Annotated in this window: 13 protein-coding genes and 1 pseudogene; 5 read left to right on the top strand and 9 right to left on the bottom strand. The window is 40.9% G+C overall.

What is annotated here, in order from left to right; genetic code table 11:
- Positions 1-164 precede the first annotated feature (164 nt).
- The 8 genes from V7K84_RS17330 to V7K84_RS17295 form a co-directional block, all read right to left on the bottom strand.
- Positions 165-635: a hypothetical protein gene (locus tag V7K84_RS17330; RefSeq protein WP_334839805.1), complete on the bottom strand. Its 471-nt coding sequence runs from the start codon at positions 633-635 to the stop codon at positions 165-167.
- A 64-nt stretch (positions 636-699) separates the two neighbouring features.
- A complete protein-coding gene (locus tag V7K84_RS17325) occupies positions 700-912 on the bottom strand; it encodes a hypothetical protein (RefSeq protein WP_334839804.1) in 213 nt (70 codons plus the stop codon).
- 256 nt (positions 913-1168) lie between these two features.
- Positions 1169-2662, bottom strand: a complete 1494-nt coding sequence (locus V7K84_RS17320; RefSeq protein ID WP_334839803.1) for a catalase — start codon at positions 2660-2662, stop codon at positions 1169-1171.
- A gap of 193 nt (positions 2663-2855) precedes the next feature.
- The gene (locus V7K84_RS17315; RefSeq protein WP_334839802.1) at positions 2856-4229 is read right to left on the bottom strand and encodes an alkaline phosphatase family protein; all 1374 of its coding nucleotides are present in this window, start codon (positions 4227-4229) and stop codon (positions 2856-2858) included.
- Between the two features lie 11 nt (positions 4230-4240).
- On the bottom strand, positions 4241-5467 hold the full coding sequence (gene eboE, locus V7K84_RS17310) for a metabolite traffic protein EboE (protein WP_334839801.1): 1227 nt from the start codon (positions 5465-5467) through the stop codon (positions 4241-4243).
- A 147-nt stretch (positions 5468-5614) separates the two neighbouring features.
- Positions 5615-6547: a UbiA-like protein EboC gene (gene eboC / locus V7K84_RS17305; protein WP_334839799.1), complete on the bottom strand. Its 933-nt coding sequence runs from the start codon at positions 6545-6547 to the stop codon at positions 5615-5617.
- 87 nt (positions 6548-6634) lie between these two features.
- Entirely contained in the window at positions 6635-7543 is a 909-nt protein-coding gene (locus tag V7K84_RS17300; RefSeq protein WP_334839797.1) for a TatD family hydrolase, read from the bottom strand.
- Between the two features lie 131 nt (positions 7544-7674).
- Positions 7675-8556, bottom strand: a complete 882-nt coding sequence (locus V7K84_RS17295; protein WP_334839796.1) for an EboA family metabolite traffic protein — start codon at positions 8554-8556, stop codon at positions 7675-7677.
- A 476-nt stretch (positions 8557-9032) separates the two neighbouring features.
- Between V7K84_RS17295 and V7K84_RS17290 the strand changes: the two genes are divergently transcribed.
- The 4 genes and pseudogenes from V7K84_RS17290 to V7K84_RS17275 form a co-directional block, all read left to right on the top strand.
- Positions 9033-10235: a 3-dehydroquinate synthase gene (locus tag V7K84_RS17290; RefSeq protein WP_334839795.1), complete on the top strand. Its 1203-nt coding sequence runs from the start codon at positions 9033-9035 to the stop codon at positions 10233-10235.
- Between the two features lie 96 nt (positions 10236-10331).
- Positions 10332-11252, top strand: coding sequence for a hypothetical protein (locus V7K84_RS17285; protein ID WP_334839794.1), 921 nt, complete (start codon positions 10332-10334; stop codon positions 11250-11252).
- Positions 11253-11515: 263 nt separating this feature from the next.
- Entirely contained in the window at positions 11516-11776 is a 261-nt protein-coding gene (locus tag V7K84_RS17280) for a type II toxin-antitoxin system Phd/YefM family antitoxin (protein WP_334839792.1), read from the top strand.
- Between the two features lie 89 nt (positions 11777-11865).
- Positions 11866-12081 (top strand): annotated as a pseudogene (locus V7K84_RS17275) (Txe/YoeB family addiction module toxin); the annotation flags it as partial.
- 1 nt (position 12082) lies between these two features.
- Here V7K84_RS17275 and V7K84_RS17270 read toward each other — a convergent pair.
- Positions 12083-12781, bottom strand: a complete 699-nt coding sequence (locus V7K84_RS17270) for a YdcF family protein (protein ID WP_334839791.1) — start codon at positions 12779-12781, stop codon at positions 12083-12085.
- A gap of 312 nt (positions 12782-13093) precedes the next feature.
- Between V7K84_RS17270 and ctpB the strand changes: the two genes are divergently transcribed.
- The gene (gene ctpB, locus V7K84_RS17265) at positions 13094-14434 is read left to right on the top strand and encodes a carboxyl-terminal processing protease CtpB (protein WP_334839790.1); all 1341 of its coding nucleotides are present in this window, start codon (positions 13094-13096) and stop codon (positions 14432-14434) included.
- Positions 14435-14490: the final 56 nt, after the last annotated feature.

Genomic DNA, 14490 nt, shown 5'->3' with positions numbered 1-14490 from the left:
TGGGATTCAAATCCTAGTCTAATAAGTAGGCAACATAATTAATTACACAATGTCATTGCAAATGCAGTGAAGCAAAATAATGCGATCGCAACGCCTAAAACTACTTCTCTACGATATGCTTTGCGAAGGGTGCGATCGCAATTACTGTAAATGTTTTTGTTTATCTACTTAATGAGCCTCTGAACTCCGTTAACGAGGCTTTTATCTCCGTTAACGAGGCTTTTATCTCCGTTAACGAGGCTTTTATCTCCGTTGACGAGTATTTTATCTCCGTTAACGAGTATTTTATCTCCGTTAACGAGTCTTTTATCTCCGTCAACGAGGCTTTTATCTCCGTCAACGAGGCTTTTATCTCCGTCAACGAGTCTTTTAGCTCCGTCAACGAGTATTTTATCTCCGTCAACGAGTATTTTAGCTCCGTTAACGAGGCTTTTATCTCCGTTAACGAGTATTTTATCTCCGTTAACGAGTATTTTATCTCCGTCAACGAGTCTTTTAGCTCCGTTAACGAGGCTTTTATCTCCGTCAACGAGTCTTTTAGCTCCGTTAACGAGGCTTTTATCTCCGTCAACGAGTCTTTTATCTCCGTTCACGAGGCTTTTATCTCCGTCAACGAGTCTTTTATCTCCGTTCACGAGGCTTTGTTATTTATACTTAATTTATGATAGTTAAATTTGAAATCCAGCTTGATAAAAATGATTATCTAAGATTATAGAGATAGCGATCGTGGTTAACTGCACCATCTTTTACATCACATTCCACAGGATTTGAACCTAAATTCCAAATAGAAGATGTTTGTTTAATGCTAGTAATAATAATTTTTCCATGTTTTTGAATAATCTCAAACTCTTGGTTTTCTCCTAATAGTTCTTTAGGGATTAATAAGCCTTTTTCTGTTGCTGTTAATTTCATATTTAATTACCTCGATTTAGTTTGTAAGTTAATCAAAGGAATTTGCTTTAAGAGGTTGTTTGAAAAGTGGTTGGCTGTGATTATTAGGCACTTATTGATCCCCCCTAACCCCCCTTAAAAAGGGGGGAACCGGAATCAAAGTCCCCCTTTTTAAGGGGGATTTAGGGGGATCTAAAACGTTTTGCTACCAAGAAGAGAACTTTTCAAACATCCTCTAAGGCGGGCAAGATGCCCACCCCACAAAATTGGATAAGGCTTACCAGTTACCTACAGGTTGAGCAGTTGGAGAAAACATTGAGGGATCGATTGAAATGCCCAATCCTTCAGCTACACGACTACCATAAGAAATATCTGCCCGGAAGAAGTGGCAAAGTTGGCGCATTTGGATGTCTTCCCTTGCTTGAGAGAGACTACCGACAATATTTTTAGCAAGACGCTCTTGCTGTTCAGGAGTTAGTAACCGATACAGATTACCTGCTTGAGTGTAATCGTCGTTTCCTTCACGATGACTGTAACGATCGACTGTGACATCGCCCAAATGACTAGGTGGTTCTGCATAAGCTGGATTTTCTTTAGGCGTACCCTCAGCACTATTCGGTTCATAGTTAGGAACGCTACCGCCGTTGTTCCCCGATGCCATAAAGCCATCTCGCTGATAATGCATTACTGGACATTTGGGCTGGTTAACGGGTAGTTGCTGATAGTTACCACCCAAGCGATACCGTTGAGCATCTGGGTAAGAAAAAATTCGAGCTTGCAGCATTTTGTCTGGAGAAAAACTAACGCCAGGAACCACGGCACTAGGGCTAAAAGCGGCTTGCTCAACTTCGGCGAAATAATTCTCAGGGTTCCGATTTAGCTCTAATATCCCGACTTCAATTAAAGGATATTCCCCTTGTTTCCAAACTTTGGTCAAGTCAAAAGGATTATCTGGATGTTTTTCCGCTTGCTCCTCAGTCATCACCTGAATACACATCCGCCACTTAGGATAGTCTTTTTTAGCGATCGCTTCAAACAGATCGTGAGTCGCATGATCCGGATCTTCACCCTTAATCTTCGCGGATTCTTCCTCCGTCAAAGTTTGATGCCCTTGCAGAGTCTTAAAGTGAAATTTACACCAAACGCGATCGCCCTCAGCATTAATTAAACTAAAGGTGTGGCTACCAAAACCGTCCATGTGTCGATGGGTTTTGGGAATTCCCCGATCTGAAAAGAGGATTGTCACCTGGTGAAGCGATTCTGGACTGAGTGACCAAAAATCCCACTTTGCATTCTGGTCTTTACAATTGGTTTGGGGATCGCGCTTTTGGGTATGGATAAAATCAGGAAACTTCAAAGGGTCGCGGATGAAGAAAATCGGGGTATTGTTACCTACAAGATCCCAGTTACCCTCCTCAGTATAAAACTTGAGGGAAAAACCTCTAGGGTCGCGCTCGGCATCTGCTGAACCTTTTTCTCCTCCGACTGTAGAGAAACGCAAGAGAAGTTCCGTTTTCTTGCCAATTTCAGCAAAAAGTTTGGCTTTACTGTAGCGGGTAATGTCATTGGTAATAGTCAAAGTGCCGTGAGCAGCAGCACCTTTAGCATGGACAACTCTTTCAGGAATACGTTCTCTGTTGAAATGAGCCAGCTTTTCTATAAGGTGGAAATCCTGCATTAATACAGGGCCACGCGCTCCAGCCGTGAGTGAGTTCTGGTTATCGCTAACTGGAATACCGTCAGCAGTTGTCAAGTTTTGGGGTTCAGTCATGCGTAAAGAAGCTCTCCATGTAAGTTACTCAGATTGCCCACAGTAGATTGACGGTTGCCTACTGATAGAACAATTTAATTCATAGTCATAACGAGTTTATATATAAATCATACTCGATATGATTATGAATTACCATAAACTTTTTTGTATTTTGGGAGGATATAGAGGCAATATACAGCCTCGATGCTACCTTTCAGGTATTTAAATGTTTGAGAATCAACGAGCAAACATCTGTCGCCTCAATTTGATGTTCGTTAACTAAGTGAGTTTGATGAGTGATAAATAAAGGCCCTTCATCTGGAGAAGTGGTGATATTACCGTGAGAACCACGCACTAGGGAAGCATCCAGAGGAATCACATCCATTAAGTAGCGAAAACCTAGTTGTTTCTTAAGTAACTTGAGAGCAATTTTTCCTTGAGGAAATTTTATTTGTGGATCGAGGAAAAGTTCTACAGGATCGTAACCAGGTTTGCGGTGGATATCTACAGTTCTAGCAAAATCAGGCGCTTTCGCATCATCGAGCCAATAATAATAGGTAAACCAAGCGTCAGATTGAGCGATCGCTACCAACTCTCCCGATCTAGGATGATCGAGATGGTAGGTTTGTTTACCCTCTTCATCCAATACCTGGGCTATGCCTTCAGTCGCTTCTAAAAGCGATCGCACTTTCGGGATATACGCCGGATCGTTGACATATACATGAGCAATTTGATGATCGGCAACAGCAAAGGCAATGCTAGCACCGAAGTCGAGCAGTTCTCGCCCTAATTCTTCCCGCACAGCAATTAAACCATTTTCCCGTAGTACACGGTTGATATCCACAGCTTTAGAAACTGGCGTAATGCCATACTCAGAAAGAATAATTACCTGAGTATTACGTGCTTCAAAATATTTAATTAAATCGCCACAAACAGCATCAATTTCTTGCAAATCTGCTTTAATCTCTGTTTGATTGTTACCAAACTTTTGCAGACAATAATCTAAATGTGGTAAATAAACTAGTGATAATGTAGGGCTGTAGCGTTCCTCAATCCATTTTGCAGAATTGGCAATCCATTGGCTAGAACTAATGGAAGTTTTTGGCCCCCAAAAATCGAACAGAGGGAAGTTTCCTAAATCGGATTGAACTTGCGATCGCACATCACTAGGATGGGTATAAATATCAGGTAATTTTCTCCCATCTGCGGGATACATTGGGCGCGGCGTAATCGCATAATCTGCCGTAGAGTACATGTTGTACCACCAAAAAAGGTTGGCACAAGTGAAATTTGGATCGATTGATTTAGCTATTTCCCAAACTTTGGGAGCCTGTACTAGTTTATTAGATTGCCGCCAAAATTTCACTTCACACTCATCGCGGAAGTACCAACCATTAGCGACAATTCCATGTTCATCAGGCAATTTTCCTGTTAAATAAGTAGCTTGAACCGAACAAGTTACAGCAGGTAGCACTTTTTTGATGGGAACCATTTGCCCAATAGCCGCCCAAGAAGATAAAAACGGCGTGTTTTCTCCTAGTAAGCTGGGCGTTAATCCGACAACATTTAGAATAACTGTCTTTTTCATAAATTTACTTTTTAATTTGCAGCGAATTCTTTTAATACCCACTCATATTCTCGCTGAATAGAAGTCAGCAAATCTATCTTCATTTCTGACGGCAATACATCCCAAGTGTAAGTTTCAATTTCTAAATGTGAGCAAGCATCATTTGTCTGAAGTAATTGTAAAACAGTAGCAATATCATCTTGCGTAGATTGCAAAATCTGATAATCATGAATAAAAATTGGGACATGGAAGTGAGTACGCCATTCTTCAGCTAGAGATTGCTCTAAATGTGGTAATGCAGTTATTAAGTCAGGATAGTGATGGAGTGTACCATCGCTGCGACGTTCTATTACCTGGTGAAGATAGGTAGATTCTGCAAAAGGACGTAAGCGTTCAACTATCAAACGACGCTTTTCAACATCAGCAGGAATTTTTACTCTAATTGCAGCGCTGATTTGAATTTTGCCAATCTTAATCCCTGCTGATTGAAAACGCGAAAACACAGATTGGGGTTCTTCATATTCAACTGAAAAATGACAGGTGTCATAGCAAACCCGAACGTGTTCTAGCAATTTCGTTTCTGCTAAATTCTGCTCAATGTTTAATTTTTCTGATAAGTAATTACCACCAATTGGCAATAACCAATTTTGATAGAAATCAATTACTTCTGAAGTATTTTCAATTAATCCATCAGGTTCGGGTTCTAAATCAATATGAAGGATCTTGCCTGTTTCTTCAGAGATGCGAATCATTTCTACAACAACTGATGCTATGTTCAAACAACTCTTTTTCAGAACAGCCTCGAAAGTTGCTTGGTCTTTTACCCACCAAGGTTTATAGGATAATGGTAGTGTAGAAATTCCGCCATCAAGTCCTTGGGGTAATAAACTAGCTAAAATATGTGCCAAGTTTAATGTATAATTAGCCCGTTCTTGTGTAGACCAATCTGGTGCATAAACTTGGTCTTTTACCACTTGTCGATGGAATCCGCCATAAGGGAATCCGTTTAAGGTGAAAACATATAAATCTTGTTGACTCAGCCAAGTTTGGAATTGAGCTAAGTTATTACTTTCTAAAAGTTGTTTTGCAGCTACATCTGCTAACCTCAAACCAATACCAAAAGGTTCTGTAGGCGATAAACGTGATTTGAGTTCGGGAATATACTTCTCTAAATTGGCGAAAACCTCTAGCCAACTTTCACCAGGATGAATATTGCTGCAATAAGTTAAGTGAAAATTATTATTTTTTGTAATTTTCATTTTCTAGCCCTATCCCTTGTATATGTAATCTGTTTTCTTTGACTTAAACTATTTCTCAAACTACTTGCTACATATTCATGGTTAGGGGCGCACATCTATGCGCCCCTACAGCCGATTAATGGTATTACTGGGTGTATACATTCAAATTTAAGTAACAGCAAATACTTTTGCTAACTTCATCGAAATTGGTAGCAAGATTAGAACGAATAAACCGTAATACAAACCAGCAAAACCAGATGCAACGGTTGCATCTAAGACTATTAGAGATAAAACGCCTATTTTCACAGCATTTCGGATATTTTCGGCTATCGGTTCTCGCGCAGCTTTGATAAAATTAGGCAAGATTCTGATAGCTAAGAAAATAGCGAATGGTAGGGCTGCGATCGCTGTATACTCTTTTAATAATCCTAAAGCTAAAACTGCTGTCAAAACTATTGCAATCAGTAGTAGCGCGAGTACTCCCGTAATCTTCTTACCTCCATGAACTTCACCCTGACTAATTGCGGTGATAGCAGCAATATAAAGAATAGGAATCAGCGCTAAATACCAACGTTCTCCGATTATTTCTGGTACAGAACTTACACCTAATAATAAGTTACTGCCACGACACAAACCCATATTTAAAGGGCCGAAAAAAGGATGATGTTTGGCGAGTGAGTTATAGAGGAGGCATGAAAGACTTATAAAAATAGCGATCGCACCACTCAACAACGATACTTGAAAAGCAGCTAAAATCCCGATCGCAAATAGTATACTTCCTAATAAAGTAGCATTTTGACGAGATACACGACCACTGGGAATTGCTCTATTTGGTCGTTCTTTTGCGTCTAACTCTGCATCAAAAACATCGTTAAAAACTATCCCACCTCCGTATAAACCAGTTGTAGCTAATAACAACCAAGCTAATGGAATTAGTATGGCAAAAGTTGCTTCGCCATTAATTAATTTGGTAAAAATAATTCCAGAACCGGAAGCAGCAAAACCTAGAAGAATATCCGCCCACGCAGTAACAATATTAGCAGGACGCATCAATTCCAGATAACCCCGCCAGCTTTGAAAATTTAAGCTTGCAACATTCACTTATCTGCCTCCGTGCCTAGTATTTCTCAAAATAAACCGCTTATTACAAATTAACCAGATATTTATACACTCCTCACTGCCAATTTTCTATTCAATCAACACAAAATCTGAAACTGATTTGATTCCTGGTTCTTGTCCCCGTAGCACAGAATTACCACTGAACATTTGACGTTGATCGATAGATTGAGGATTGAGCCAATCTGAAGCTTTCATCTGCCCAGTTTGACTGTAAGCAGCTAGAGCGTTTTCATAACAAACTGCTCGCACATGTTCTTCAGGAATGCCCCTATCTAACATCAATTGAGCCGTTTTTGGGACTGCCAAAGGATCGCTAATACCCCAATCAGCGCTACTATCTACAATGATGCGATCGCATCCATACTTGCGGACAACTTCTACCATTCTGGCGTTACCCATCTTTGTCTGTGGGTAAATCGTAAAAGCCGCCCAAAAACCACGTCCTAATACTTCTTCAACAGTTTCTTCGTTGTTGTGATCGATAACTACTTGTGAAGGATCTAACCCATATTCAATACAGCGATCCATACTCCGACTAGCACCCACCTTCTTATTACGGTGAGGAGTATGAATTAGTACCAACGTATCGAGTTCTTTGGCTAATTCTAACTGTTGACAAAAGTATTTATCTTCTGCCTCTGTCATGTCGTCATAGCCAATTTCACCAATAGCAACAACTCCTTCTTTGCAGGCATAAAGTGGTAGCAGTTCCATAACTTCAGCTGCTAGCGCTTCGTTATTAGCTTCTTTCGGATTTAGGCCGATTGTGCAGTAGTGTTGGATGCCAAACTGACTAGCACGAAACCGTTCCCAACCCACAAGACTACTGAAATAGTCTTTAAATGAGCCAGCGTTAGTTCGGGGTTGTCCTAACCAAAAGGCTGGTTCAATAACGGCGACAATTCCATATTCCCGCATTACTAAGTAATCGTAAGTAGTACGGGAACACATGTGAATGTGAGGATCGATAAACATCATGGTTTTAATAATTGGGCATTGGGAAAGAGGAGGCAGGAGGCAGAAGGCAGGAGGCAGAAGTACTTTAATTTTGAATTGATTTCTCCCCCATTCCCACTCGCCACTCCCTTTTATTTGTAAACAAAGAGGCCTTAGCGCAGCTCGCCGCAGGCATCGCGGCTAAAACTGCTCCAAGTCAGATTACCTTGTTGAATGGATGACTGTAAATCTGGGTAATAAGAAAGTAATGCTTGCGCTTGGGGTAAAGGAGACTCAGCACAAGCTAACGCTGCTGCTTCTTGCTCGTGTATATCCCCATTAGCCAGTACTTTTTCCAAATCTGTGATGATTGTACTATCTGCAAACCGTCCTACAGGTCGCCAAAGTTCTGGTGTAACTGAGCGTTTAGCTGCCCAACGTTCATGGGCATAGTCTGCTAACATCCTGGCCAATTCTGGGTTAGCACGCCGATCTAGTCCCCAAATTAGATGCAACGGACTGCCGACAAAGACAGCCTTCAGTATCATCTGATTCCAAGCAGCATTATCTAAATAATTTGCTGGATAAGGATTACGTAGTGCGATCGCTTGAAAGACATTACTCATATTGCTGCGAATTCCCTCAGCAGTACGATGGCGATGTAACTCTGGGTGTGGTAAAAGCGGCAAACTTTGATAAAGGACAACTAACTCCCCCATATCGGCAGTGGAGAAGACTCGATCGAGCGATCGCACATAACCCTCAGCATCATCGTGGGGCAAAGCTAAAAGCAAAAGTGTGCGACCTGCTCGATCTACACTCCAATTACCAGGATACCAGCCGGGAATCAGATCCTCTGCTGCTTCCAAGTCTTGGAATGTTAGCTGCAAATCCTGTTTACCTAGATAACGCGGCACAGCACTAAAAGCCGTAAAAAACACTCTCTCAGCAGCGCCGCTAGCAATCTGTGCCTGCTTCTGTTCCAACCAAGTAAAAGCTTTCTCTGAAACAGACTTTAACAGCCAGTGATGCAGTAATTTGTTTACTTTACTCATGATAAATTCAGGATAAGTTGCCCAACTTCTTTGTGACAACCAAGTATAAAATATAGCACTAAACCTGATATTTTGGGTTTGAAGCAGTTAGATATATCTAACTGGGATTGTAACTTCACTGAATCTATAAAAATCTCCTGACTTTAAAGAAGATACTGTAAAGATACCATTTTGATTAGATAAATCCTCAAATTATCTTACGGAAAAAAATTAGAATTTTATGTAATAATGATCCCCATTACTAACCTTAGATATAAAGTATAGGCATTAATATAATAAAGTTTAAAATCATGTTATTTTAAACTTTATCTATTAGGCGAAACACTTCAAGAGTATGATTAATTGAGTAAATAGATTTGTCTAGTAGTTCCTTTAAATATTGAATTACGTTATGAATTTATTCTGTCTATATTGCTGTTAATTTTAATTGCAATAGTGTATTTATTTACAGGTACTTAAAAAGTAATAATATTCAAATGGCTATTCAACAAAAAAGCGCTCTTAATCTACAACCAATTAACCAATGTGTCCGTGTTAGCTTCAATTATGATGTTCACTTCACTAGAGGTTTGTTTGAGTTAGATAATCCTTTACTTGCACAAGCGATCGCCGCAGATGGGGAAACAACCCCAAAGCAAGTACTAGCAGTGGTAGATGGAGGATTTTTACAGTATCAAGATGGGCTATTAAAAAAATTATCAGCCTATGCCCAATGTTATGAAGATATATTAACACTGAGCGGTGAGCCGATAGTAGTTCCCGGTGGAGAAGCAGTCAAGAACGATTCTAGATTTATAGAGCAAATTCATCAACGGATCAATGCAGCTGGATTATGCCGTCACTCCTACGTCTTAGCAATTGGAGGTGGAGCTGTCCTAGACATGGCAGGATACGCAGCAACAACGGCTCATCGAGGAATTCGGCTGTTACGAGTACCGACAACAGTATTAGGGCAAAATGATTCGGGTGTAGGAGTAAAAAACGGAATCAATGCCTTCGGTAAGAAAAACTTTTTGGGTACATTCATGCCACCTTATGCTGTCTTGAATGACTTTGATTTTCTTACTAGCCTCGACGATCGAGATTGGCGATCGGGTATTGCAGAAGCAGTGAAAGTAGCGCTGATTAAAGATGCAGATTTTTTCGATTTCATTATGACTAATGCCGATAAATTGGCTAATCGAGACATGAACATAATGGAAAGACTGATCTATCGTTGTTCTCAGTTGCACTTAGAGCATATTGCTGGTAGTGGCGATCCCTTTGAAATGGGTTCATCGCGTCCTTTAGACTTTGGACACTGGGCTGCTCACAAACTAGAGCATTTAACTAATTACAGCCTACGTCACGGTGAAGCTGTTGCGATCGGCATCGCTTTAGATACAACCTATTCATATTTAACAGGGCAACTCTTGCAATCAGAGTGGCAAAGGGTTCTAACTACACTCAAAAAATTAGGCTTTACCTTGTACGTATCGGCATTGACAGAGCAGTTAGATCGACTAGACCATCCGCATTGTCTGTTTAGGGGGCTTACCGAATTCCGCGAACATTTGGGAGGAAAATTGACAATTACCCTTCTACAAGGAATCGGAGAGGGAATTGAAGTTAATCACGTGGATTTGTCTTTGTATAGAGATGCTATTTTGATGCTGCAAGATTGGGAACTTTTGCATTAATTATCCATTGGGTAAAATTAGCAGAAGCGATGTCTAGAAACAAGCCATTACACTAAAATGTGCTTGTTAATGCACAAATTTACACCTGGATGATTTATGCACCCAGAAACGCAAGACCTTATTAGTCGGTTTAGAAATTATACAGAAAATCGTCAGCCGTTTGTCTGGAATACAGAGAATAGGGGAGGACTGAATTGCTGGAATTTATTATTGTCCGAAGGCTTTGTTCAAACTACTGATTTCGATCAAGCGATCGCAACATGGAAAGGGATAGCACGTCGGGGGATGCCAACAGACCCAAAAGAGTATCCTGGATACAAGTACGCTTCTTCTCGGCGTGAGCGTAAAGATGATTCCTGGAGTCCTTATTTGCAATCACAGCAAAACCAGTACTACAACGCTCTAGCTTATTTTCTCAAAAGCAGCTTACAAAACCTTGGAGCCTACAGTCTTCGCAGCATTAATCGGAGCCTTAACGTTTCTTGGGCACAAGAATTTAAGATTTTTATCATCGTTGGTCAAACTTCAGATTTAGAGTGGATCTGCCTTGCACCGACGGTTCCCGATCAGGTTTGGAATCGATACACGAACTCTTTCCATCCAGAACTTGCTTCATTAACTGCCTGTCAATCGACGAAGCCAGTCGCACGAGACATACATGAAAAAATCAGTAAGGTACTAGTAAAGTTAAAGCCGATAGAGTGTTACGGGTATTACGATTACGTCATCTACAACCACCAAATTTTTTGCACAATCTCCTCTGACGAAGCGATCGCAATCGAACTTGCCTTAAAAGCAGGAAAGATGTTTGATGACGATCCTTACTATTTCAAAGTTAAGTATGATGGAGGTTCATCGGAAAAATCTGTTACCCAATTCATGCGTAACAATTTCCAACAAATTCAACGATATATGTTTTGCTTTTGGGATGTTGGATATGGGTACAAGTTTGGTCTTACTGAACATGGAGATTGGGTTGGCTTGAAGTATTGGAGTTACATGGACTACAACCCTTAGTAGCCTAATAACCAAATTCGCTATAGCTCGATATAAAATCTGCGAAGTGTCCCATTTCATGCAGATAGCTAAATTATTTTTATAAAAGTGAAAAATTCTTAAACTATGCCTAATTGCGATTCTTTTATTATGCAAAAATATAGCTTAATTTTTAAAGCGATCGCTACTTCGTGGTTCCAAATTGCAAAATACTTTTTAGTTCCTCTTCTTCTTCGTTGATAATGTGGTAAGTTTCTCAACTTTTATACTAAATTAAAGTTATCATGAGTAAAAAAGTTATGATGTCTTCGTTTCCCGTCAACGACGCTCAAAATAATTTGCAAGAGATCGTCGATCAAGTTGCAGAGCAGAGTAAACCTGCGATCATTCGAGGCGATCGCGGTAATGCAATTCTGCTTGCAGAAAAAGATTGGTCTGCAATTCAGGAGACTCTTTACTTATTATCTCTCCCTGGAATGCGAGAATCTATAAAAGAAGGACTAGCAACCCCGATCCAAGAATGTGATGGGAAGTTGGATTGGTGAGTCAGCAAGCTTCTGAGGAGCCACTTGCAAACTCCGAAGGAGCGAGTTGGAAGTTGCTTTACACAAAACAAGCGTAAAAAGACGCGAAGAAATTAGCTTCTAGTAACTTAAAGGAAAAGGCCGAGGAATTACTCGCAGTCCTTAAAGAAAATCCTTTTCAAAATCCTCCACCTTATGAAAAGCTGGTTGGTGACTTATCCGGTGCTTATTCTCGTAGGATTAATATACAGCATCGGTTGGTATATGAGGTCATCGAATCCGAGCAAGTAGTCAAGATAATTCGGATGTGGACGCATTACGAGTAAGTTATCTCCTCAGCCCCCCTTGGTGTTCGCAATGAAAACCTCGATGCTCCCAAGCTTGCATATCTACATCAGTAAGCTTTGTCACATTTGAGCATTGCGGTTGAATAATTTGACTTAAAATCGCCCAAAATAAGCTGCGTGTTACATCTAATCCAGTTTTAGTCCAAGATTCCTGATTACCAGGAATACCCAATTCTTGAACAATTTCTGGCTCTACCCAAATACCATGAGCGCCCAAAAGAATCTGTGCCATCCATTTAGCTCTGGGTAAATGACTGGGCGAAGTAATCAACATGACTTTATGCACTCCCCAACGGCGCAGAATTGGAATACTATAATAAAAATTTTCAAAGGTAGAATTCGCGCAGTTTTCTAACCAAACGTTTTGTACCTCTGCTAATTCCGCCTGAAAAATTAACCGTATACACGGATCTGGGGAACCATGAGAAATTAAAATTGGGGTTTGCGGGTATTGTTTTGCCAGTTGGGCAACATAAGTTTCTCGACGAATACTACCACCCAGCACAAAGAAGGCATCTATTGGCTGCGAAGAAGCAAAAAGTAAGGTTATAGTAGTGAAAATCAGCCAAACACCCAGGACAAGATAGAATCCACCACTGAGTTTTTGTAACAATTGCCACAGATTAACAGATTTTTTTTTAATAGAAATTAATGATTTGATGGTAAATTTGCGTTTCATGACTTAAGTAAGAAAAACTGATTTTATTGCTGTATAACAGTACTGCAATTCAGTGAGCAAAGTGCTATCTTATAAAAGTAATCTAGAATGCAAAGATGACGCTAATTAAAGTGTCACATACTCAGTATAGCCTTCCGGAGAAGACTAACAAACTGAGAAATGATTGTTAATAACTAATGCGGCATTTTTGGCATCATTTAAAGATAAAAATGATGAAGGAGCATAGTTGATTCTGGGGTATAAAAACTTAAAAATTTCTGGAAAGCCTGATTGCTAAACTGTCAACAACACAATTATTCCAGCTAAGTATACATGAACCAATCTGCGAAAAGTTACTCACCGCTCCAAGTAGCCTTGATTGGTGGAGCGATCGCCACAACTGCTACCATATCCGTGTTCGGCCCCGCTTGGACTCGTGGTGTCCGTGCTGCTCTAGCCCTACAAGACAGCCCAAAAGTGATAGTTGACCAAGTTTGGCAACTGGTAAATCATGAATATGTTGATGGTAAATTTAATCAACAAGATTGGCAAGCAACCAGGCAAAGCCTGTTGAGCAAAGACTACTCTTCTAAAGAAGAAGCATACACTGCCATCCGTGAAGCTTTACAAAAGTTGGGAGATCCTTACACTCGGTTCATGGATCCACAACAGTTTGAAGCTCTGACTAGCCAAACATCAGGGGAAGTCTCTGGTATTGGCGTTCGGATGGAAGTGAACGAAAAAACTCAGCGCCTCACTGTTGTCGAAGCCATAGAAAATTCTCCGGCACTGAAAGCTGGGATCAAAGCAGGCGATGAAATTTTGGCAATTGACGGCAAACCCACTCTCAAAATGAAAGTGGATGATGCTTCTAAGCTAATCCGCGGCAAAGCGGGTACTCCCATCAAGCTACGGTTGGGACGCCCAGGCCAAACTGCCTTTGATTTGAAGCTGACAAGGGCAAGTATTGAAGTGCCAACGGTACGCTATACCCTCAAGCAAGAAGGGAATCGCCGCGTTGGCTATATCCGTTTGCGAGAATTTAGCGCCCATGCCGCAGAACAAATGCAACGAGCTATCCGCGATTTGAACACTAAGAAAGTTGATTCTTATGTGTTGGATTTGCGGGGAAATCCTGGCGGTTTGTTGCAAGCGAGCATTGAAATTGCTCGGATGTGGTATAATGACGGCGGAATTGTCAAGACAGTAGACCGTGTGGGCGGCACTGAGGAAACTAAAGCTAATCGCACTGCTTTAACAAATCGTCCTTTGGCGGTCTTAGTGGATGGGAATTCAGCTAGTGCTAGCGAAATCCTCACAGGGGCACTCAAGGATAATAAGCGGGCGGTAGTCGTAGGCGGTCAAACTTTTGGCAAAGCCCTAGTGCAGTCAGTTCATGAACTGGCAGATGGTTCCGGCTTGGCTGTCACCATAGCCCATTACTACACCCCGGCGGGAACAGATATTAACCATAAAGGGATTGCCCCAGATATCAAGCTAGACTTGACAGAAGCACAAGAGCGGCAGTTGGCTTCTAATCCAAATTTAATCGGAACTAAGAGCGATCCCCAATACGCTCGAGCGATCGCAATTCTATCAAATAACAACTTTGCCCAGCCGCCAGCAAATCAACCGACTCGACCCATGAGCCGCGCCGATAACCTGAAATTTTAAATTGACGCGAATGATTTGTTACCAGGTGTTTATATAGTAGTATTCCCAAATCCAGA

The organism is Nostoc sp., assembly GCF_036917315.1.
Classification (GTDB): domain Bacteria; phylum Cyanobacteriota; class Cyanobacteriia; order Cyanobacteriales; family Nostocaceae; genus Nostoc.
The sequence above is the reverse complement of the archived record's forward strand: the minus strand, read 5'-3'. Positions and strand labels throughout refer to the sequence as shown.